Source organism: Streptomyces sp. NPDC003456, assembly GCF_042878735.1.
Classification (GTDB): domain Bacteria; phylum Actinomycetota; class Actinomycetes; order Streptomycetales; family Streptomycetaceae; genus Streptomyces.
Genome location: NZ_JBIAOK010000003.1, coordinates 544,755 through 564,204 on the forward strand (window position 1 = coordinate 544,755; position 19,450 = coordinate 564,204).

General features: G+C 73.4%; 18 protein-coding genes. 10 read left to right on the plus strand and 8 right to left on the minus strand.

What is annotated here, in order from left to right:
• The first annotated feature begins 147 nt into the window (after window positions 1-147).
• From ACFYWG_RS13420 to ACFYWG_RS13435, 4 genes are all read left to right on the plus strand, one after another.
• Window positions 148-363, plus strand: a complete 216-nt coding sequence (locus tag ACFYWG_RS13420; protein WP_376323097.1) for a hypothetical protein — start codon at window positions 148-150, stop codon at window positions 361-363.
• 47 nt (window positions 364-410) lie between these two features.
• On the plus strand, window positions 411-1,157 hold the full coding sequence (gene recO / locus ACFYWG_RS13425) for a DNA repair protein RecO (RefSeq protein ID WP_389201252.1): 747 nt from the start codon (window positions 411-413) through the stop codon (window positions 1,155-1,157).
• Between the two features lie 31 nt (window positions 1,158-1,188).
• Window positions 1,189-2,019 carry an isoprenyl transferase gene (locus ACFYWG_RS13430; protein ID WP_376323099.1) on the plus strand — a complete coding sequence of 277 codons (831 nt, stop codon included), beginning with the start codon at window positions 1,189-1,191 and terminating at the stop codon, window positions 2,017-2,019.
• Between the two features lie 119 nt (window positions 2,020-2,138).
• Window positions 2,139-2,876 (plus strand): DUF1275 family protein, encoded by a 738-nt coding sequence (locus ACFYWG_RS13435; protein WP_389201254.1) that lies wholly within the window; start codon window positions 2,139-2,141, stop codon window positions 2,874-2,876.
• Between the two features lie 341 nt (window positions 2,877-3,217).
• Here ACFYWG_RS13435 and ACFYWG_RS13440 read toward each other — a convergent pair whose 3' ends face one another.
• From ACFYWG_RS13440 to ACFYWG_RS13455, 4 genes are read right to left on the minus strand one after another with little or no spacing between them, the layout of a single operon-like run.
• Window positions 3,218-3,634, minus strand: a complete 417-nt coding sequence (locus tag ACFYWG_RS13440) for a Fur family transcriptional regulator (protein ID WP_376323103.1) — start codon at window positions 3,632-3,634, stop codon at window positions 3,218-3,220.
• 58 nt (window positions 3,635-3,692) lie between these two features.
• Window positions 3,693-4,595 (minus strand): metal ABC transporter permease, encoded by a 903-nt coding sequence (locus ACFYWG_RS13445; protein WP_376323105.1) that lies wholly within the window; start codon window positions 4,593-4,595, stop codon window positions 3,693-3,695.
• Window positions 4,595-5,362 (minus strand): metal ABC transporter ATP-binding protein, encoded by a 768-nt coding sequence (locus ACFYWG_RS13450; protein ID WP_376323106.1) that lies wholly within the window; start codon window positions 5,360-5,362, stop codon window positions 4,595-4,597. Before ACFYWG_RS13450 ends, ACFYWG_RS13445 begins: the two co-directional genes overlap by 1 nt.
• Before the next feature lie 20 nt (window positions 5,363-5,382).
• On the minus strand, window positions 5,383-6,348 hold the full coding sequence (locus ACFYWG_RS13455; RefSeq protein ID WP_389201257.1) for a metal ABC transporter substrate-binding protein: 966 nt from the start codon (window positions 6,346-6,348) through the stop codon (window positions 5,383-5,385).
• 226 nt (window positions 6,349-6,574) lie between these two features.
• Between ACFYWG_RS13455 and ACFYWG_RS13460 the strand changes: the two genes are divergently transcribed.
• The 4 genes from ACFYWG_RS13460 (at window position 6,575) to ACFYWG_RS13475 (ending at window position 10,392) form a co-directional block, all read left to right on the plus strand.
• Window positions 6,575-7,957, plus strand: a complete 1,383-nt coding sequence (locus ACFYWG_RS13460) for a glycine--tRNA ligase (protein WP_363118706.1) — start codon at window positions 6,575-6,577, stop codon at window positions 7,955-7,957.
• 135 nt (window positions 7,958-8,092) lie between these two features.
• Window positions 8,093-8,707 (plus strand): LysE family translocator, encoded by a 615-nt coding sequence (locus tag ACFYWG_RS13465; RefSeq protein ID WP_383501557.1) that lies wholly within the window; start codon window positions 8,093-8,095, stop codon window positions 8,705-8,707.
• A gap of 60 nt (window positions 8,708-8,767) precedes the next feature.
• Window positions 8,768-9,772, plus strand: a complete 1,005-nt coding sequence (locus ACFYWG_RS13470) for an aldo/keto reductase (protein WP_389201260.1) — start codon at window positions 8,768-8,770, stop codon at window positions 9,770-9,772.
• Window positions 9,773-9,798: 26 nt separating this feature from the next.
• Window positions 9,799-10,392 carry a TetR family transcriptional regulator gene (locus ACFYWG_RS13475; protein WP_383501550.1) on the plus strand — a complete coding sequence of 198 codons (594 nt, stop codon included), beginning with the start codon at window positions 9,799-9,801 and terminating at the stop codon, window positions 10,390-10,392.
• Here the strand turns inward: ACFYWG_RS13475 and ACFYWG_RS13480 are convergent.
• Both ACFYWG_RS13480 and ACFYWG_RS13485 read right to left on the minus strand, forming a co-directional pair.
• Window positions 10,343-10,615, minus strand: a complete 273-nt coding sequence (locus tag ACFYWG_RS13480; RefSeq protein WP_376323116.1) for a hypothetical protein — start codon at window positions 10,613-10,615, stop codon at window positions 10,343-10,345. The two genes, ACFYWG_RS13475 and ACFYWG_RS13480, sit on opposite strands and share 50 nt — an antisense overlap.
• Before the next feature lie 163 nt (window positions 10,616-10,778).
• Window positions 10,779-12,230: an MFS transporter gene (locus tag ACFYWG_RS13485; RefSeq protein ID WP_389201264.1), complete on the minus strand. Its 1,452-nt coding sequence runs from the start codon at window positions 12,228-12,230 to the stop codon at window positions 10,779-10,781.
• Between the two features lie 78 nt (window positions 12,231-12,308).
• Between ACFYWG_RS13485 and dusB the strand changes: the two genes are divergently transcribed.
• A complete protein-coding gene (gene dusB / locus ACFYWG_RS13490; protein ID WP_383501541.1) occupies window positions 12,309-13,442 on the plus strand; it encodes a tRNA dihydrouridine synthase DusB in 1,134 nt (377 codons plus the stop codon).
• On the opposite strand, the gene ACFYWG_RS13495 is transcribed toward dusB, so the two are convergent.
• On the minus strand, window positions 13,443-15,290 hold the full coding sequence (locus tag ACFYWG_RS13495; RefSeq protein ID WP_389201267.1) for a CDP-alcohol phosphatidyltransferase: 1,848 nt from the start codon (window positions 15,288-15,290) through the stop codon (window positions 13,443-13,445).
• A 150-nt stretch (window positions 15,291-15,440) separates the two neighbouring features.
• Window positions 15,441-17,378 carry a glycogen debranching N-terminal domain-containing protein gene (locus ACFYWG_RS13500; RefSeq protein WP_383501535.1) on the minus strand — a complete coding sequence of 646 codons (1,938 nt, stop codon included), beginning with the start codon at window positions 17,376-17,378 and terminating at the stop codon, window positions 15,441-15,443.
• A 570-nt stretch (window positions 17,379-17,948) separates the two neighbouring features.
• Between ACFYWG_RS13500 and ACFYWG_RS13505 the strand changes: the two genes are divergently transcribed.
• A complete protein-coding gene (locus ACFYWG_RS13505; RefSeq protein ID WP_389201269.1) occupies window positions 17,949-19,175 on the plus strand; it encodes an ROK family protein in 1,227 nt (408 codons plus the stop codon).
• Window positions 19,176-19,450: the final 275 nt, after the last annotated feature.

Below are 19,450 nucleotides of genomic sequence, written 5' to 3' on the forward strand. Positions count from 1 at the left end.
ACTCGCCGGGGCCGGGAACAACCGGCCGCCCAGCGGACCCGACCCGGCGGGTCTCGCGCGCAGAGCGCTCCGCCCGCTCAGGGCACGGCGAGCGGGGACCGGCCGCCCCTGCGCGCGCGGCGCCCGCCGCTTCCCTGCGGTGCCGCGATGAGGCCCCCGGTCGGCGCGCACGTCGTCGACACCCGCAGCGGACGCCTCGGCATCGTCATGGGGCACGAAGGGCCCTACGTCCAGCTCAGGCCGTACGGCGGCGGCAGGGAGTGGGACGCCGACCCCGGCGCCGTGCGGCACGCCACCCCGGCCGAGCGGCTGAGCGCGGCCACCGCGTACGCCGACGCGCGCGGCAGGGGCGACCTGCCTTGACCCATCTCACGGCCCGGGGGGTGCGCGCGTAGGCGAGAATGGGGCGCATGAGTCTGTTCCGCGACGACGGCATCGTGCTGCGCACCCAGAAGCTGGGTGAGGCGGACCGGATCATCACGCTGCTCACCCGCGGTCACGGACGCGTACGGGCCGTGGCCAGGGGCGTGCGCCGCACCAAGTCCAAGTTCGGCGCGCGCCTCGAACCGTTCTCCCACGTCGACGTGCAGTTCTTCGCCAAGGGCAGCGAGCTGGTCGGCCGCGGGCTGCCGCTGTGCACCCAGAGCGAGACCATCGCGCCCTACGGCGGCGGGATCGTCACCGACTACGCCCGGTACACCGCCGGCACCGCCATGCTGGAGACCGCCGAGCGGTTCACCGACCACGAGGGCGAGCCGGCCGTGCAGCAGTACCTGCTGCTCGTCGGCGCCCTGCGCACCCTCGCCCGGGGCGAACACGCCCCCCATCTCGTCCTCGACGCCTTCCTGCTGCGCTCCCTGGCCGTGAACGGCTACGCCCCGACCTTCGGCGACTGCGCGAAGTGCGGCATGCCCGGACCCAACCGCTTCTTCTCGGTCGCCTCGGGCGGATCGGTCTGCGCGGACTGCCGGGTGCCCGGCAGCGTCGTACCCTCGCCCCAGGCCCTGGAACTCCTCGGCGCGCTGCTTACGGGAGACTGGGGGAGCGCGGACGCGTGCGAGGCGCGCTACGTCCGGGAGGGCAGCGGGCTGGTGTCCGCCTATCTGCACTGGCACATGGAGCGCGGCCTGCGCTCGCTGCGCTACGTCGAGAAGTAACAACCGAGCAAGCCGAGGAGACGAGACACACATGGCCGTACGCGGGATCCTGGGGCGCCAGCGCCGCGAGTACAGGACGCCGGAGCCGCACCCGTCCGGCGCGCGGCCCCCGAAGCTCGGGGAGCTCGTGCCGCGGCATGTGGCGATCGTCATGGACGGCAACGGACGCTGGGCCAAGGACCGCGGGCTGCCGCGCACCGAGGGGCACAAGGTCGGTGCCGAGCGCGTGCTGGACGTGCTCCAGGGCGCCATCGAGATGGGCGTGGGCGCCATCTCCCTGTACGCCTTCTCCACCGAGAACTGGAAGCGCTCGCCCGACGAGGTGCGCTTCCTGATGAACTTCAACCGGGACTTCATCCGCAAGACCCGCGACCAGCTCGACGAACTGGGCATCCGCGTGCGCTGGGTCGGCCGGATGCCCAAGCTGTGGCGCTCGGTCGCCAAGGAACTCCAGGTCGCCCAGGAGCAGACCAAGGACAACGACCGCCTGACCCTGTACTTCTGCATGAACTACGGCGGCCGGGCCGAGATCGCCGACGCCGCCAAGGCGCTCGCCGAGGACGTCCGGAACGGCAGGCTCGACCCCTCCAAGGTCACCGAGAAGACCTTCGCCAAGTACCTGTACTACCCGGACATGCCGGACGTGGACCTGTTCCTGCGCCCCAGCGGCGAGCAGCGCACCTCCAACTACCTGCTCTGGCAGAGCGCTTACGCCGAGATGGTCTTCCAGGACGTGCTGTGGCCGGACTTCGACCGGCGCGACCTGTGGCGCGCGTGCCTGGAGTTCGCCTCGCGGGACCGGCGGTTCGGCGGGGCCATTCCGAACGAGGAACTGCTGGCCATGGAGGGCAGGCAGCCGTAGCCCTCCCGCCCGCCGCGCGGGGGAGCCCGGATGCCCGCGGGTAGGCCGGGCGGCGCGTGTGGCCGCGTGTCCGGCGCGGCCTTCCGCCGGGGCCGGGGCCGGGTGACCACACTGGCCGCATGCCCGATGCCCCACCGGCCCTCACGACCGACGCCCGGCGGGTGGCCGTGATGACCGCCCTCACCGTGCTCGCCGGTGCCGTCGACGCCATCAGCTTCCTCACCATGGGGAAGGTCTTCTGCGCCCTGGCCACCGGCAACGTGCTCTTCCTGTCCTTCGCCCTCGCCGGGGACGGGGACATCCCGGTGGCGCGGCCGGTCACCGCCATCGGGGCGTTCGTGGCGGGGGCGGCTCTCGCGGCCCTGGCCCTGAAGGCCGTGGCGGAGCGGGGGAGGGCCTGGTTCCCGGCCGGGCTGGTCTGCGAGGCCGTCCTGCTGGTGGCCGCCGGTGCGGTGGCGCTGTGGCGGCACGGCACGCAGGCGGCCGCCGACGCCGGGCAGGACCACGCCGTCATCGCGCTCGTCGCCCTGGCGATGGGGGTGCGGGCCTCCACCGTCCTGCGCGTGCGTGTGCCGGGCATGCCGACGCAGCTGAGCCAGACGGCCATGGCCGAGCTCGTCAACGACGTGCTGAAGCGGCCCCGGACGGTGCTGCGCGGGATGCCGGCCGGGCAGCGGCTGGCCCGGACGCGCTGGACGGCCACGGTCGGCGGCATCTTCACCGGCGGAGTGCTCGGCACGCTGCTGCTGGTGCCGCTGGGCACCGGGCGGGCCCTGCTCGTCGTCGCCGCCGCGGTGCTGCTGCTGGCGGCTGTCACGGCGGCACTGCCGCAGCGGCCGGAGTCCGCCGGGGACTGACGAGACCCGGGCGTGCCTGCCTGGCCGCCGCGGGCGGAAAGTCCGCCAGGGGGCTGGCGAGGCGGGGGAGCGCCTGCCTTACGGCCGCGCTGGCAGCAGCGCCCCGGGCGGGACCGCGGGGGGCTGGTGGGGACCTGGGCGGGCTGCCTGGCCGCCGGGGGCGGGAGAGTCCGCCGGGGGGCTGGCGAGGCGGGGGAGCGCCGCCCTTTGGCCGCGCTGCTGCCGGGGCGGTCGTATCGGCACTACCGCCACGGGCGGAACCGCGTGGGGTCGTGAGACCCGAGCCGGCCTGCCGCCCGGCCGCAGCGCCGGGCGGTGGTCTGGGGCGGGCGTCCGGGAGGCTACTGCGCGGCCGCCGCGCACTCCGCGCACGTGCCGAAGATCTCGACCGTGTGGGCCACGTTCACGAAGCCGTGCTCGGCGGCGATGGCCTCGGCCCACGTCTCCACGGCCGGTCCCTCGACCTCCACGGCCTTGCCGCAGCCGCGGCACACGAGGTGGTGGTGATGGTCGTCGGTGGAGCAGCGGCGGTAGACGGACTCGCCGTCGGCGGTGCGCAGCACGTCGACCTCACCGGCGTCGGCGAGGGACTGCAGGGTGCGGTAGACCGTGGTGAGCCCGACCGAGTCGCCCTTGTGCTTGAGCATGTCGTGCAGTTCCTGCGCGCTGCGGAACTCGTCGACCTCCTGCAGGGCCGCCGCCACGGCGGCGCGCTGCTTGGTGGCGCGGCCCTTCACGGACGGTCCAGCGGTCGTCACCGTTGCCTCCTCACGTCTGCCTTGCCCGGGCCATTGTGCCAGCCCGGTGCGGGGGCGGTCAGACGCCGACCTCGTCGGTCGCCTGACGGCTGCCCGGGATCGCGCACTCGGCGGGATCGGACGCGCCGAGCGCGGCCGCCCGGGCCCGGGCACGGCGGCGCGCCAGCGGGGCGGCGAGCACCGTCAGCACGACGAATGCGCCGATGGTCAGCAGCACGATGGTCGCCCCGGGCGGCACGTCCTGGTAGTACGAGGTGACCGTGCCGCCGATCGTCACGCTGACGCCGATGGCCACGGCGATCACGAAGGTCGCGGCGAAGCTGCGGGCGATCTGCTGGGCGGCCGCGACGGGCACCACCATCAGCGCGCTCACCAGCAGCAGGCCGACCACCCGCATCGCCACCGTCACCGTGACGGCCGCGGTGACCGCGGTCAGCAGGTTCAGCACGCGCACGGGCAGGCCCGTCACCCGGGCGAACTCCTCGTCCTGGCTGACCGCGAAGAGCTGCCGGCGCAGGCCCAGGGTGACCAGCACGACGAAGGCGGCCAGGACGCAGATCGCCGTCACGTCCGACTCGGACACCGTCGACAGGGAGCCGAACAGGTACGACGTCAGGTTGGCGTTGGAGCCCGTCGGCGCGAGGTTGATGAACATCACACCGCCGGCCATGCCGCCGTAGAAGAGCATCGCGAGGGCGATGTCGCCGCGGGTCCGGCCGTACCAGCGGATCAGCTCCATGAGGACGGCGCCGAGCACGGAGACCAGGGTCGCCATCCACACCGGGGACCAGGTGAGCAGGAAGCCGAGGCCGACGCCGGTCATCGCGACATGGCCGATGCCGTCGCCCATCAGGGCCTGGCGGCGCTGGACCAGGTAGATGCCGACCGCGGGGGCGGTGATGCCGACCAGGACGGCGGCGAGCAGGGCCCGCTGCATGAAGGCGTAGTCGAGGAAGTCCATCAGCTCAGCAGTCCCGTGCGGATCGGTTCGGCGCCCGCGGGTGCGTGCGGGTGCACGTGGTCGTGGCCGGGCAGGGCGTGCTGCCCGACCGCCTTCGGGGGCGGCCCGTCGTGCACGACGCAGCCGTCGCGCAGGACGACCGCCCGGTCGATCAGGGGCTCCAGCGGACCCAGCTCGTGCAGCACGAGCAGCACGGTGGTGCCCTGGGAGACCTGCTCGGTGAGCGTGTGCGCGAGGACCTCCTGGCTGGCCAGGTCTACGCCGGCCATCGGCTCGTCCATGATCAGCAGCTCGGGCTCGGAGGCCAGGGCGCGGGCGATCAGGACGCGCTGGTGCTGGCCGCCGGAGAGGGCGTCGACCGGGTCCTTGGCCCGGTCGGCCATGCCGACGAGCTCCAGCGCGCGCCGTACGGCCGCGTGGTCGGCCTTGCGCAGGAGGCCGAAGCGGGCCCGCGACAGGCGGCCGGCGGAGACCACCTCGGTCACCGTGGCGGGCACGCCGCCGGCGGCGGTGGTGCGCTGCGGCACGTAGCCCACGCGGTGCCAGTCGCGGAAGCGCGCGCGGTCGGTGCCGAACAGCCGGATCTCGCCGGCGCCGGTCTGCACCTGGCCGATGATGCTGCGCACGGCCGTCGACTTGCCCGAGCCGTTCGCGCCGAGCAGTGCGACGACCTCGCCGTGGCGCACGGTGAGGTCGATGCCGCGCAGCACGGGGCGCGAGCCCAGGTCCGCGCGGACGCCGCGCAGGGATACGACGGGCTCGGTCATGCCGTCCTCCGATGGGTCGATCACTTGGCTCCCAGGGCCTTCTGCAGGGCCTCGAGGTTGGATTCCATGACCTGGAAGTAGTCGTCGCCGCGGGACCTGTCGGTGATGCCCTCCAGCGGATCGAGGACGTCCGTCTTCAGGTTCGCGTCGCGGGCGAGGGTCTTCGCGGTCTTGTCGGAGACCAGTGTCTCGTAGAAGACGGTGGTGACGCCGTCGGCCTTGGCCTCCTGCTGCAGCTCCCGGACCCGGGCGGCGCTGGGCTCGCTCTCGGGGTCCATGCCGGAGATGGCCTCCTGGGTGAGGCCGTAGCGCTCGGCGAGGTAGCTGAACGCGGCGTGGTTGGTGAAGAACACCTTCGACCTGGTGTCCTTGAGGCCGTTCTCGAAGTCCTTGTCCAGGCCGTTCAGCTTCTCGACCAGCGCCTCGGTGTTCTTCTTGTAGTCGGCCGCGTGGTCCGGGTCGGCCTTCTCGAAGGCCTTGCCGACGCCCTGGGCGACCTCGGCGTACTTCACCGGGTCGAGCCAGACGTGCGGGTCGCGGGCGTGCTCCTCTTCCTCCTCGGAGTGGCCTTCCTCGGAGTGGCCTTCCTCGCCCTCGTGGCTGTGGCCGCCGGTGCCGTGGTCCTCGAGGCGGGTCAGGCCGGCCGCGTCGATCTTCGTCTCGATGCCGGTCTGCGCGACGGCCTCGTCGACGGCGGGCTGCAGGCCCTTGAGGTAGAGCGCCGCGTCGGCCTCCTCGAGCTGGGCGCGCTGCCTGGTGCTGATCTCCAGGTCGTGCGGCTCCTGGCCCGGCTCGGTCAGGCTGGTGACGTGCGCGTGGTCGCCGCCGATCTGCTCGGCGAGGAACGCCATCGGGTAGAAGGAGGCGACGACGTCGAACTTCTCCGTGTTGCCCGTCGCCGCGCTGTCGCTGGAGCAGGCGGTGAGGGCGCCGAGGCCGAGAGCGGAGGCCAGGGCGGCGGGTATGAGGCGTCGTCGTACGTTCATGACTGTCATTTTCAACAAATATGGAAACCGTTGTCAACAAACGGTCCCACGAGGGCCTTGAGGGCCGGTATGGGGGAGCGATTTGATTGAGGGGGCGCCCCCGCCGGTAACCTGAATCATTCGCTGGAAGCAACCTGCTCCGCCCGCCCGTCTCCCGACCACCACCCCTCATCAAGGCGCTTCGCGCCGCCCCTGTCAGTTCCGTCGTCGTAATGAAGAGAGCACCGTGGCCGCCGACAAGATCGACACCATCGTCAGCCTGAGCAAGCGCCGTGGCTTCGTATTCCCCTGCAGTGAGATCTACGGCGGTCAGCGCGCCGCTTGGGACTACGGCCCCCTCGGTGTCGAGCTCAAGGAGAACCTCAAGCGCCAGTGGTGGCGCTACATGGTGACGTCCCGCGAGGACGTCGTGGGTATCGACTCGTCCGTGATCCTGGCCCCCGAGGTCTGGGTCGCCTCCGGCCACGTCGCCACGTTCACGGACCCGCTGACCGAGTGCACCTCCTGCCACAAGCGGTTCCGCGCGGACCACCTGGAGGAGGCCTACGAGGCCAAGCACAAGCGCCTGCCGGAGAACGGCCTGGCCGACGTCAACTGCCCCAACTGCGGCAACAAGGGCCAGTTCACCGAGCCCAAGCAGTTCTCGGGCCTGCTGTCCACGCACCTCGGCCCCACGCAGGACTCCGGCTCCGTCGCCTACCTGCGTCCCGAGACCGCCCAGGGCATTTTCACCAACTTCTCGCAGGTGCAGACCACTTCGCGCCGCAAGCCGCCGTTCGGCATCGCCCAGATGGGCAAGTCCTTCCGCAACGAGATCACGCCCGGCAACTTCATCTTCCGCACCCGCGAGTTCGAGCAGATGGAGATGGAGTTCTTCGTCAAGCCGGGCGAGGACGAGAAGTGGCAGGAGTACTGGATGGAGCAGCGCTGGAACTGGTACACCGGCCTGGGCCTGCGCGAGGAGAACATGCGGTGGTACGAGCACCCGAAGGAGAAGCTCTCCCACTACTCCAAGCGCACCGCCGACATCGAGTACCGCTTCCAGTTCGGCGGCAGCGAGTGGGGTGAGCTGGAGGGCGTGGCCAACCGCACCGACTACGACCTCGGCGCCCACTCCAAGGCCTCCGGCCAGGACCTGACGTACTTCGACCAGGAGGCCGGCGAGCGCTGGACCCCCTACGTCATCGAGCCCGCCGCCGGTGTCGGCCGCGCCATGCTGGCCTTCCTGCTGGACGCCTACGTCGAGGACGAGGCGCCCAACGCCAAGGGCAAGCTGGAGAAGCGCACCGTGCTGCGCCTGGACCACCGCCTCGCCCCGGTCAAGGTCGCCGTGCTGCCGCTGTCGCGCAACCCCGAGCTGTCCCCGAAGGCCAAGGGTCTGGCCCAGGCGCTGCGGCAGAACTGGAACATCGAGTTCGACGACGCCGGCGCCATCGGCCGCCGCTACCGGCGCCAGGACGAGATCGGTACGCCGTTCTGCGTGACCGTCGACTTCGACACGCTCGAGGACAACGCGGTGACCGTGCGTGAGCGCGACTCGATGAAGCAGGAGCGCGTCTCCCTCGACCAGATCGAGGGCTACCTGGCGGCCCGCCTGGTCGGCTGCTGACGCCTCTTCGTCCCACGACGGTGCCGGGTCCCTCCCAGGAGGGGCCCGGCACCGCCGCGTTGCGGCAACCGGCCCTCCAACGGCGGGGGTGATTGGTCCTGTTGCCGCCGGAGCGGCGGGGCGAGGGTGGGGGCCATGAGCTTCGCCTTCCTGCTGACCACCCTGATCGTCGTCGCCACACCGGGCACCGGCGCCCTCCACACCCTCGCCGCGGCGCTCTCCCGGGGCCCCCGCGCCGGTGTCGTCGCCGCCGTGGGCTGCACCCTCGGCATCGTGCCCCACCTGCTGGCCACCGTCACCGGCGCGGCGGCCCTGCTGCACGCCAGCGCCACCGCCTTCCAGGTGCTGAAGTACGCCGGCGTCGCCTACCTGCTCTTCATGGCCTGGGCCACCCTGCGCGACAAGGACGCCCTCGCGGCCGGGGAGGACGAGGCCGCGCCCCCGTCCGCACGGCAGGTGATCGTGCGGGGCGTGCTGATCAACCTCCTCAACCCGAAGCTGACCGTCTTCTTCTTCGCCTTCCTGCCGCAGTTCGTGAGCCCCGGGGAGCCGCACGCGCTGCTGCGGATGGCCGGGCTCGGCGGGGTGTTCATGCTGGCCACCTTCCTGGTGTTCGCCGCGTACGGGCTGCTGGCCGGGTCCGTGCGCGGCCGGGTGCTGGGCCGGCCGCAGGTCATGGCGTGGCTGCGCCGGGGTTTCGCCGGGTCGTTCGTGGCGCTGGGCGCGAAGCTGGCGGCGACGACCCGGTAGCTGACAAGTATCGAATGACAGATATTGAAATCTGTCACCCGTCATGCCATCGTGGGAGGCATGACGATGCGAACGCGCTCCCTCGGAACCACCGGCCCCCGGGTCTCCGCCCTCGGCCTCGGCTGCATGGGCATGTCCGCCCTGTACGGCGAGGCCGACCGGGCCGAGTCGGTCGCGACGATCCACGCGGCGCTCGAAGCGGGCGTCACCCTCCTCGACACCGGCGACTTCTACGGCATGGGCCACAACGAGATGCTGATCGGCGAGGCCCTGCGCGCGGCCCCCGCCGCCCGGCGCGAACAGGCCCTGGTCAGCGTCAAGTTCGGCGCCCTGCGCGGCCCGGACGGCAGCTGGTCGGGTTACGACGGCCGGCCCGCCGCGGTGAAGAACTTCGCCGCGTACTCCCTGCAGCGGCTGGGCGTCGACCACATCGACGTCTACCGCCTCGCCCGGCTCGACCCCGACGTACCGGTCGAGGAGACGGTCGGGGCCGTCGCGGAACTGGTCGACGCCGGGTACGTGCGGCACATCGGACTCAGCGAGGTCGGCGCCGCCACCGTCCGCCGGGCCGCCGCCACCGCGCCGATCTCCGACCTGCAGATCGAGTACTCCCTGATCTCCCGGGGCATCGAGCCCGAGATCCTGCCCACCACCCGCGAACTGGGCATCGGCGTCACCGCGTACGGGGTGCTCTCCCGGGGGCTGATCTCCGGTCACTTCACGGCCGACCGGCAGCTCGGCCCCGGCGACTTCCGGGCCGTCTCGCCCCGCTTCCAGGGGGACAACCTCCGGCACAACCTGGCCCTCGTGGAGGCGCTGCGCGAGATCGCCGGGCACAAGGGCGTCAGCGTCGCGCAGATCGCGATCGCCTGGGTGCTCTCCCGCGGCGAGGACATCGTGCCGCTGGTCGGCGCCCGCCGCCGCGACCGGCTCGACGAGGCGCTGGGCGCGCTGGACGTCACCCTCGACGACGCCGACCTCGCCGCGATCGAGAAGGCCGTGCCCGCCGGGGCCGCCGCCGGCGACCGCTACCCCGCGGCCCAGATGGCGCACCTCGAGAGCTGAACCGGGCTCCGGGTACGGTCGGGGGCATGGCACCGACCAGCGAGACCCTGACCGCCGAGCGCATCCTCGAAGCGACCGAGGAGGTGCTGCGCCGCCACGGACCGGCCAAGGCCACCGTGGTGGACGTGGCCCGCGCGCTCGGCGTCAGCCACGGCAGTGTCTACCGGCACTTCCGCACCAAGGCGGCCCTGCGCGAGGCGGTCACCAAGCGCTGGCTGGACCGCACCTCGCGCGAGCTGTCCGGCATCGTCGCGGCGGACCGCGACCCCGAGGCCCGGCTGCGGGACTGGCTCGGCGCGCTGTTCGCGGCCAAGCGCCGCAAGGCGGGCGACGATCCGGAACTGTTCGCCACGTACACGGTCCTCACGGACGAGGCCGGCACGGCGGTCGGCGACCATCTGGCGGATCTGACGGCCCAGTTGGCCTCCATCGTGCGCGACGGGGTGGACAGCGGCGCCTTCACCGCGGCCGACCCCGAGGCCACCGCCCGCGCGGTCTTCCACGCCACCGGCCGCTTCCACGACCCCTGCCACGCCCGCGCGTGGGCGGAGCCGGGCGCCGAGGCCGACTTCACGTCCGTCGTGGACCTGCTGCTGCGCGGACTGCGGAACCCGGCGTAGCCGGGCGCGAGGCGCTCGGGCCGCCCGCAGGGTCCACCGTCGCCTGGTGGGCCCGCAGGAGGTGCTCCTCCGCCTTCAGGCCGGGCAGGAACCGGGCGGTGGTGCGCCAGTCGCAGGTCTCGCACCTGAGGGTGCGCTGCGTGCCGGTGCGCCGCACCCGCACCACGTGCCGCCGCCCGTGCTGGTCCCACCGGCAGACGCTGCCCGTGTCGGTCTGCGTCATGAAGCCTCCCCCGTTCCGGACCCGTTCGCTCGCGGGCCACCCGCGGCACCGGAACTGCTACCCCGGTGACGCGTCCTCAGGCCCGGACGCGCGGCCGGCGTGCCCGGCGGAAGGGGTTCCGCCGGTCCGCGCGAGGGCGCCGGCCCGGACCGAAGGGCGGGGGTCAGGCCCGCTCCTCCGCCGCCACCACGTCCCGCACCTGCGCCGATCGCAGCCGCTGCGCGGTCCGCTCGGCGGTGCGCCGGGCCCACCGCCCGGTCGTCAGCGCGCCCAGCACCAGCACCGCGAAGCCGCACGCCGTGAGGATCCACCAGCCGGGGCGGGCGGCGGAGACGAACCCGGCCCGGTACGACGAGCCGCCCACGCCCGCCGCGAGCACCGCGCCCAGCACCGCCACGCCCAGCGTCTGCCCGAGCTGGCGGCTGGTCGAGGCGACGGCCGCCGCGACGCCCGCCTGGGCGCGGGGCATGCCGGACACCGCCGTGTCGGTGATGGGCGCGTTGACGAAGCCGAAGCCGACGCCGAACAGGACGTAGCCGAGGAAGAGCGTGGTGTCGGAGGTCTCCGCCTCGAACGCGGCGAACAGCACCCCGCTCACCGTCATCGCCACGCCCGCGATCAGCAGCGGAAGGCGAGGACCGCGCGTGCCGACCAGGCGGCCCGACAGCGGTGCGCACAGGAACGTCGGCACCGCCATGGGCAGCATCCACAGGCCGGCCTCGAGCGCCGTCAGTCCGCGCACGCTCTGCAGGTACAGCGTCGACAGGAACAGGAAGCCGCCGAGCGCGGCGAAGGCGCTGATCGCGACGACCGTCGCCCCGCTGAACGGCGCCGAGCGGAAGAACCGCAGGTCGATCAGTGGTTCCGCGCGGCGCGGCTCGTACAGGAGCAGGCCGGTCAGGGCGGCCAGGGCCACGGCGGCCGGCGGGGCGATCGAGGCGGGGGACGCGGTGGGCGCCTCGATGATGGCGTACGTCAGGGAGCCGAACAGCGCGATCACCAGCACCTGGCCGACCGGGTCGGGGCGGCGGGCCCGGGGGGCGCGGGACTCGGGGACGAAGCGCAGGGTGAGCAGCAGGGCGGCCAGTCCGACCGGCAGGTTGATCCAGAAGATCGAGCGCCAGCCCACGGAGTCCACCAGCACACCGCCGATCAGGGGCCCGGCGGCCATCGAGATGCCGACGACGGCGCCCCAGACGCCGATCGCCCGGGCCCGCTCCCGAGGGTCCGTGAACGTGTTGGTGATGATCGACATGGCGACCGGGTTCAGCATCGAGCCGCCGACCGCCTGGATCATCCGGAAGCCGACCAGCGCCTGGAGGTTCGGTGCGAGGGAGCACAGCACCGAGCCGAGGGTGAAGACGACCAGGCCCGCCATGAAGACCTGCTTGCGGCCGATCCGGTCGGCCGTGGAGCCCGCGAGCATCAGCAGCGAGGCCAGGACCAGGGTGTACGCGTCGATCGTCCACTGCAGGCCCGAGGTGCTCGCGTGCAGGTCCCGCCGCAGGGACGGCAGGGCCACGTTGAGGACCGTGTTGTCGAGGCTCACGATCAGCAGGCTCATGCAGCAGATCGCCAGCACCAGCATGCGGCGGCGGGGACCGGGCTCGGGCATGGGCTCCATCGTACGCCGATATCGATAGTGTGCCTAACTAACGAACTTTACCCGTTCATTGCACGGCACAATGGAGGAATGTCCACGCCCCTCCAGATCGGCCCGCACACCGTCCAGCCCCCTGTCGTCCTGGCCCCCATGGCCGGGATCACCAACGCGCCCTTCCGCACACTGTGCAGGGAGTTCAGCGGGGGCAAGGGCCTGTTCGTCAGCGAGATGATCACCACCCGGGCCCTGGTCGAGCGCAACGAGAAGACCATGCAGCTCGTCCACTTCGACGCGAGCGAGCGGCCCCGGTCCATCCAGCTCTACGGCGTGGACCCCGCGACCGTCGGCAAGGCCGTCCGCATGATCGCGGAGGAGGACCTCGCCGACCACATCGACCTCAACTTCGGCTGCCCCGTGCCGAAGGTCACCCGCAAGGGCGGCGGCTCGGCGCTGCCGTACAAGCGGAACCTGCTGCGCGCCATCCTGCGCGAGGCCGTCAGCGGCGCGGGCGACCTGCCCGTGACCATGAAGATGCGCAAGGGCATCGACGACGACCACATCACCTACCTCGACGCCGGCCGGATCGCCGTCGAGGAGGGCGTCACGGCCATCGCGCTGCACGGCCGCACCGCCGCCCAGCACTACGGCGGCACCGCCGACTGGGAGGCCGTCGCCCGGCTGAAGGAGCACGTGCCGGAGATCCCCGTGCTGGGCAACGGCGACATCTGGTCCGCCGAGGACGCCCTGCGCATGGTGCGCGAGACCGGCTGCGACGGCGTCGTGGTCGGGCGCGGCTGCCTGGGCCGGCCGTGGCTGTTCGCCGACCTGGTCGCCGCCTTCGAGGGCCGCACCGAGGACATCGCCCGGCCCGCCCTGCGCGAGGTCGCCGACGTCATGGTCCGGCACGCCACGCTGCTCGGGGAGTGGATCGGCGACGAGTCCCGGGGCGTGATCGACTTCCGCAAGCACGTCGCCTGGTACCTCAAGGGCTTCGCGGTCGGCTCCGAGATGCGCAAGCGCTTGGCGGTCACCTCCTCCCTGGAGGAGCTGCGCTCCGGCCTGGACGAGCTGGACCTCGACCAGCCGTGGCCGGCCGGCGCCGACGGGCCCCGCGGCCGCACCTCCGGCAACAACCGCGTGGTGCTGCCGGACGGCTGGCTCAAGGACCCCTACGACTGCGCCGGGGTCGGCGAGGACGCCGAACTCGACACCTCCGGCGGCTGATCAGCCCTGCGAGGGGCGCGGTGTCGAGCCGTACGCCTTCAGGAAGCGGTCGCGGAAGGAGTCCATCCGCCACACCGGTGCGTCGGAGGCGGGCCTGAGGCCCTCCGTCCAGTTCCAGCCGGCGATCTTGTCCAGCACCTCCGGATCCCTGGCGACGATCGACACCGGCACGTCGCGGGAGGCGCGGGGGCCGCTGACCCGGGCGATGGGCTGGTGGTCGCCGAGGAAGACCAGGACGGTGTCGTCGGTGCCGTAGCGCCGGAGCCACTGGGTCAGGCTGGTGACCGAGTACCGGATCGACTTCCCGTACTCCTCGCGGGACCTGGTGGTGTCGGTGATGACGTCCGAGGCCCTGTTCCCGGCCTTCTGGATCGCGTCGAAGACCGAGCCGTCGCCCAGTTCGTCCCAGCCGACCAGCTCCGGGATCGGCGCCCAGGGCTGGTGGCTGGAGGTCAGGATGACGAACGACATCAGCGGCCGGTCCCGCTTCCTGCCGTGCACCCGGCGCTCGAACGCCTCCAGGGCGTACTGGTCGGGCATGGTCGACCAGCTGAACTTCGGCCCCCGGTATCCCAGGTCGAACGCGTCGTAGACCCGGTCCAGGCCGTACCACTTCTCCTCGGGCCAGCCCTTCTGCACGCCCGGCATCACGCCGACCGTGTCCCAGGCGCCGGTCCGCTGGAACGCCTTGGTGAGCGTCAGGTGGTCGCCCGCGGTGACCGTGCGGTAGCGGCGCTGGTTGTCGATCCACAGGCCGGACATGGTCGTCGAGTGGCCGAGCCAGCTGCTGCCGCCGTACGTCGCCGAGGTCAGCCAGCCGCTGCGCGCCGCGAAGCCCGCCTCGCGCAGCGCCTCGGTGCTCGCGTCCAGGGTCCGGTGGACGCCGGGGGCCATGACCGGGTCCTCGACGGCGCTGCGGCCGTAGCTCTCGATGAAGGCGAAGACCACGTCCTTGCCGCGCAGGTCGGGCAGGAGCTCGCCGGGCGGTGTGTTGCCGAAGGTGTCGGCCCGGGCCTCCTTCGCGAAGGCGGCCTCGTCGCGCAGGGAGTCGACCGTGCGCTGGGAGTGCACCCGCAGGGCACCGGCGCCGCGCTCGGAGGCGATCGGGCCGCCGGACAGCGTCAGGCCGAGGGCGGAGCAGGTGACCCACGCGGTGCCGGCGACGAGCGCCCCCTTGGTGGACCGCGCCCGGTGGCGGGCCAGGACGCCGGACAGCCGGACCGTCGCCGCGACCAGGACGGCGGCCAGCAGCAGCACGAGCACGACCGCCCCGACGGCGGCCGCGGTCGCGACGCCCCCGCCGAAGGTGTCCCGGACGTACGACTGCGCGTCCGGCAGCAGATCCCAGTCGAGCGCGGCGTTGAAGCCCCGGCCGAGGTACTCGTTGAACCCCATGTCGAGCAGGTTGACCGCGGTCAGCACGGTGAGACCCAGGCCGAACAGCACCGCGGCGGCCAGCCGGGGCCGCGGCGGCAGCACCAGCACGACGACGGCTCCCACGACCGCCTCGGCCGGGATCCGCGCGAAGGTCCCCGCGTGCAGGGCCGGGAGCGTGTTCGGCAGCAGCAGCGCCCCGAGGACCAGGGCGGCGGCCGTGACGGTGGTGGCCGTGCGCACGGCTCGGGCGGTCCGGGGACGCCGGGTCCGCCAGGTGCGCAGGCGGATGAGCACCTGCCCGGGGAGGGACCGTGAGGAGGCGCCGGGCACCGGCGGCTTCCCCGCCCCGGGCACGGCTCCCTCCCCGGCCGGGTCGCCCTCGTCCCTGCCCTGCTCCGCCGTCCCGGGCGCGTCCCCGGACGGGCCGTCGTCCGGCTGCGGCGGCTGGTGGAAGCGTGTGAAGACAGGCACCCGGAGGGTCCTTCCCGTGCGGAACGCGGCGACGTGGCGGGCCCGCGTGGGGGAACGGGTCCGCCACCGTTGCGTACGGGGCGCCCACCAGGTGCGTTCAGCCCGCCGGGCCGCCGTTCGGCAAACACCCGGCAAACCTCCGGTGGCGGGTCAGGCGCCGCCGACCGCCGTGAGCAGCGCCAGCGGGGCCGCCGCCGACCGGGAGCCGCGGCCGCACGCGTGCGGGTAGGGCACCGGCTCCGGGTGGGTGTCGCGGCCGTACCCCGCGAGGACCTCCGGCAGCCGGTGGCCCGTCGCGCCCGCCGCGTCGGCCAGGCCCCGGGCGATCGCGCGGGCCTCGTCGTGGAGCCCGTAGCGGGCCAGGCCCAGGGCGATGAGCGCGTTGTCGTGCGGCCAGACCGAACCGCGGTGGTAGGACAGCGGGTGGTACGCCGCCTGCCCGGCCGCCAGGGTGCGCACGCCCCAGCCGGAGAAGAAGTCGGGCTCCAGCAGCCGCCGCCCCACCTGTTCGCCGTACTCCTTGTCCAGCAGCCCCGACCACAGCAGGTGCCCGGCGTCGGAGGCGAGCGCGTCGACCCGGTCGCCCCGGCCGTCCAGCGCGAGGGCCGGGAAGGAGTGCTGCGGCATCCAGAAGTCCCGCTGGAAGCGGTCCCGCAGGTCGGCGGCCGCCTGCTCCAGCAGCTCCGCGTAGGTGGTGTCCCCCCAGACCGTGCGGGCCAGCACGGCGGTGCGGCGCAGCGCGTCGTAGGCGTAGCCCTGGGCGCTCGCGGCCGACACCGGGCCGTACGGGCGGACGCCCTCGGCCGAGCAGACCGCGCCGGGGGAGTCCTTCCAGTTCTGGTTGGCCAGGCCGCCCCGGTCGGCGCGGTAGACGAGGTAGCCGCGGGTGGTGAGGCCGCCGTGGTCGAGCATCCAGCCGACCGCGGCCCGGGCGTGGGTTTCGAGGCGGCGGGCGAGGGCCGGATCGCCGGTGTGCTCGGTGTACGCCCCGAGCAGGACCAGGAACAACGGCGTGGCGTCGACCGAGCCGTAGTAGCGGCCGTACGGCACCTGCCCGAAGTGGGCCAGCTCGCCGTGGCGCACCTCGTGCACGATCTTCCCCGGCCGGGTGACCTCGTCGGGGCCGGTCCGGGTGGCCTGGGTCGCGGCGAGCGCGACCAGGGTGGCCGCCGCCGGCCCGGACCGGTAGGGCAGCGCGAACAGCGAGGTGAGCAGGGCGTCCCGGCCGAGCAGGGTGAGGAACCAGGGGGCTCCCGCGGCCGGGACGCGCACCTCCTCGCCGTCCGGGCCGGTCGCCGGGACCTGGAGCGCGGCGAGGTCCGCCAGGCCCCGGACGCAGGCCGAGGTCAGGGCCGGCCAGCCGCTCGGGAAGGCCACGCCCTCCGCGAAGGCCGCCTCCCGGGACCGCAGCCGCCCGTGCAGGGCGGCGGGGGAGTGGGGCACCCGCAGGGCGCGCCGGTCGCCGTGCGGGCGGGCCATGACCCGCAGGATCAGCTCCGCGGTGCCGTGCGACGGGAGGTCGAGGTCCCACACCAGCCGGCGCGCACCGGTGCCGGTCTCCTCCACGGCGTCCGGCCCCGGTTCGGCCGTCACGCTCGTCACGGAGCGCCAGGTGCCGCGCCGGTAGGCGAACTCCACCCCGTGGGCGAGCACCTGCCGGGAGCGCACCGCGCCGGGCTTGGCGTAGGTGCGGTGGTCCGAGCGCAGCTCGAACTGGTCGGTGAAGTCGGCGTCCGCGGTCACCGCCAGACGCACCGTCGTGGGCACCGGGCGGTTGCTGGTGATCCGCAGCGACTCCACGAACGAGGCGTCCCCGACGGCCTGTTCGCGGAACAGCGTGCAGGCGGGCGGCTCGTCCCGGCCGCCGCGCGGCACCAGCACACAGCGCGCGGTGCCCCCGTCGGCCACCGGCGTCAGCACCTCGGGCACCGCCCCGTCGACGGTGAGCTGCCAGCGGCTCAAATGCCGCGCGTCCCGCACGAACAGGCCGTCCGGGGCGCTGCCGCCCCGGTGCCCGCTGATGTCGCCGCGATCACCGACGGCGGCGAACGTCCCGCCGTGCACGAGCAGATGGGTGCGTTCCGTCATTCCGGGTCCCCTCCCCTGATCACCGTGGTGCGGTGGGTGCCCCCTGCGGGGCGGCGGTTCGTGCGGTGGGCCGTGCGGGCGCGCGGCGGTCCGGCCGGTGCCGCCGCCGTTCTGCCTCCCGGGCCCGCTGTCCGGCACCCGGGAGCCCCACGGGCGTGGCTGCCGGGGCGTAACGCGTCCTCGGGGACGGGGGCCGACCCCGCCCACCGGTGGTGTGGGCGGGGTCCGTTGTCCCTACCCTGGTGGCACGGACGCCCGGGGGACGCCCAGTTCCCCGGCTCCGGCAGTGGCTCCGCGCCGCCGCCGGGGACGGCGGGCCGTGCTCCCGCCCGGCGGGCCGGCGGCCGGGCGGCGCCTGCGAGGTGCGGGGGAGGGGCGGTTCCCGGCCGCTCGGGCGCGGCGGAAACGCCGCTGGTGGGGCTGGGTGCGTGTGCGGCGGTGCGGTCCACTCGGGGCTCTCCGTAAGACGTCCGGCCGGGTCCGCCCGGTAACGGCTACCGTGGAGTTACGTCTACTTAACATGCAAAACCCACTATGTAAGGCACGGTTGGGAAACACAAGGGGGTGTACATGAGCGGACAGCCCGGCAGGACCGGGAGAAGCGCGGGTCAGGGCAGTGCCGGCGATCTGCTCGAACTGGTGCGCAGTCGCCGCGCCACGACCCGGGGTGCGCTGCAGCAGGCGACCGGGCTGTCACGGGCGACCGTCGGCCAGCGGCTGGACCGGCTCTTCCGCGCGGGCTGGCTGCGCGAGGGCGCCGGGGGACCGGTCGACTCCCCGCTGGGCGGGCGGCCGTCCATCACCCTGGAGTTCGACGACCGGCACGCGGTGGTCCTGGCCGGCGACCTCGACACCCGGCACGCGCGGGCGGCGGTGCTGTCGCTGAGCGGTGAGATCCTCGCGGAGCACTCCGGCACCCTGGTCGTCGAGGACGGCCCGGACGCCGTGCTCGGCGAACTGGGCGGCTGGTTCGCCGGGCTGCTGAAGAAGGCCGGGCACGGCGCGCAGGCCGTCTGCGGGGTCGGACTGGCGGTCCCCGGGCCGGTCGACACCACCACCGGCCGGGTCGTGCAGCCGCCGATCATGCCCGGCTGGGACGGCTACGACATCAGGGGCCGCACCGCCCGGGCGCTCGCCGAGCACGCCGGAACGGGCGAGCTGCCGGTGCTGGTGGACAACGACGCCAACCTCATGGCGTACGGCGAGCAGCGCACCGGCTACCCCGACTGCTCGGCCTTCGTCCTGGTGAAGGTCTCCACCGGGATCGGCGCCGGCGTGGTGGTCGACGGCGCGGTGTTCCGCGGGGTCGACGGCGGCGCCGGGGACATCGGGCACATCCGGGTCCCGGAGGGCGCCCAGGCCCTGTGCCGGTGCGGCTCCTTCGGCTGCCTGGCCGCGGTGGCCGGCGGCGGCGCGGTCGCGCGGCGGCTCTCCGAGGCCGGGGTGCCGGCCTCCTCCGGCGCGGACATCCGCGAGCTGCTGGCGTCCGGGCACCCGGAGGCGGTCGGCCTCGCCCGGGAGGCGGGGCGCCGGGTCGGGGACGTCCTGGCGACGGTCGTCACCCTGCTGAATCCGGGCGTTCTGATGATCGCCGGGGATCTGGCCGGAACTCCCTTCCTCACCGGCGTGCGCGAACTGCTCTACCAGCGCGCGCTGCCCCGCTCCACGGCCCACCTCGACGTGGTCACCGCGCGGCTGGGCGAGCGGGCCGGACTGGTGGGGGCGGGTGCGATGGTCGTGGAGCACCTGTACGCACCCGAGCGGGCCGAGGAGCGGCTGCGCGCGCTCGGCGTGTGACCACGAGGTTTCGGGTGCTCGGAGGGCGTCCGCATGGTGAAATCCGGTCCGCTGTGGCAGCGTGATTCTCGCCACCCTTGATAAGGGCTGCGCTCAGATGAGCGGATCATGGGCGACTGCACTTCCTCAAAGGGTGGCACTGAGTGCCACCCTTTGATCGTTCATCGAGCGAAATCAAATGTGCAGAAACTTCGCTCAGATGAGCGCGTGAAGGGCCGCGAGGAGAGTCTTGCGTTCAAGAAGTGAAAACATACGGCTGTGATCGCTTGCCCAGC

What these genes read in the sequence shown, in the direction of transcription:
- ACFYWG_RS13420 (WP_376323097.1), top strand. Translation starts at nt 148, where the DNA reads ATGAGGCCCCCGGTCGGCGCGCACGTCGTCGACACCCGCAGCGGACGC.
- recO (WP_389201252.1), top strand. Translation starts at nt 411, where the DNA reads ATGAGTCTGTTCCGCGACGACGGCATCGTGCTGCGCACCCAGAAGCTG.
- ACFYWG_RS13430 (WP_376323099.1), top strand. Translation starts at nt 1,189, where the DNA reads ATGGCCGTACGCGGGATCCTGGGGCGCCAGCGCCGCGAGTACAGGACG.
- ACFYWG_RS13435 (WP_389201254.1), top strand. Translation starts at nt 2,139, where the DNA reads ATGCCCGATGCCCCACCGGCCCTCACGACCGACGCCCGGCGGGTGGCC.
- ACFYWG_RS13445 (WP_376323105.1), bottom strand. Translation starts at nt 4,595, where the DNA reads ATGGACTTCCTCGACTACGCCTTCATGCAGCGGGCCCTGCTCGCCGCC.
- ACFYWG_RS13450 (WP_376323106.1), bottom strand. Translation starts at nt 5,362, where the DNA reads ATGACCGAGCCCGTCGTATCCCTGCGCGGCGTCCGCGCGGACCTGGGC.
- ACFYWG_RS13455 (WP_389201257.1), bottom strand. Translation starts at nt 6,348, where the DNA reads ATGAACGTACGACGACGCCTCATACCCGCCGCCCTGGCCTCCGCTCTC.
- ACFYWG_RS13465 (WP_383501557.1), top strand. Translation starts at nt 8,093, where the DNA reads ATGAGCTTCGCCTTCCTGCTGACCACCCTGATCGTCGTCGCCACACCG.
- ACFYWG_RS13470 (WP_389201260.1), top strand. Translation starts at nt 8,768, where the DNA reads ATGACGATGCGAACGCGCTCCCTCGGAACCACCGGCCCCCGGGTCTCC.
- ACFYWG_RS13475 (WP_383501550.1), top strand. Translation starts at nt 9,799, where the DNA reads ATGGCACCGACCAGCGAGACCCTGACCGCCGAGCGCATCCTCGAAGCG.
- ACFYWG_RS13480 (WP_376323116.1), bottom strand. Translation starts at nt 10,615, where the DNA reads ATGACGCAGACCGACACGGGCAGCGTCTGCCGGTGGGACCAGCACGGG.
- ACFYWG_RS13485 (WP_389201264.1), bottom strand. Translation starts at nt 12,230, where the DNA reads ATGCCCGAGCCCGGTCCCCGCCGCCGCATGCTGGTGCTGGCGATCTGC.
- dusB (WP_383501541.1), top strand. Translation starts at nt 12,309, where the DNA reads ATGTCCACGCCCCTCCAGATCGGCCCGCACACCGTCCAGCCCCCTGTC.
- ACFYWG_RS13500 (WP_383501535.1), bottom strand. Translation starts at nt 17,378, where the DNA reads ATGACGGAACGCACCCATCTGCTCGTGCACGGCGGGACGTTCGCCGCC.
- ACFYWG_RS13505 (WP_389201269.1), top strand. Translation starts at nt 17,949, where the DNA reads ATGAGCGGACAGCCCGGCAGGACCGGGAGAAGCGCGGGTCAGGGCAGT.